The sequence below is a fragment of the Rhodococcus sp. P4_F3_2 genome (assembly GCF_056401335.1).
In genome coordinates, this window is record NZ_JBFUJN010000281.1 from 1 (window position 1) to 381 (window position 381).

Annotated in this window: 2 rRNA genes; both read left to right on the top strand. The window is 54.9% G+C overall.

Annotated elements, in window-relative coordinates:
* Nucleotides 1-101 (top strand): 23S ribosomal RNA (locus AC1DWA_RS33740); the annotation flags it as partial.
* A 159-nt stretch (nt 102-260) separates the two neighbouring features.
* Nucleotides 261-377: ribosomal RNA gene (gene rrf, locus AC1DWA_RS33745) — 5S ribosomal RNA — on the top strand.
* The last annotated feature ends 4 nt before the right edge of the window (nt 378-381 follow it).

Below are 381 nucleotides of genomic sequence, written 5' to 3' on the forward strand. Positions count from 1 at the left end.
GGGGGTAAGGCCCCCGGCAGACCACCGGGTTGATAGGCCAGAACTGGAAGTGCAGTAATGCATGCAGGTGACTGGTACTAATAGGCCGAGGACTTACCACAAAGAAGCTACGCGTCCACTGTGCGGTATCTGAAACAACACACAGATACTGATGAGAAACTCTGTTTTCTCCGTCATCCATCCACCCGGTAACGGGTTCGGGTTGGTGCACGGTGAAACCAGGTGATCAGAAGTTGGTTACTGTGACAGTTTCATAGAGTTACGGCGGTCATAGCGAAGGGGAAACGCCCGGTCCCATTCCGAACCCGGAAGCTAAGCCCTTCAGCGCCGATGGTACTGCACTCGACAGGGTGTGGGAGAGTAGGACACCGCCGAACACAA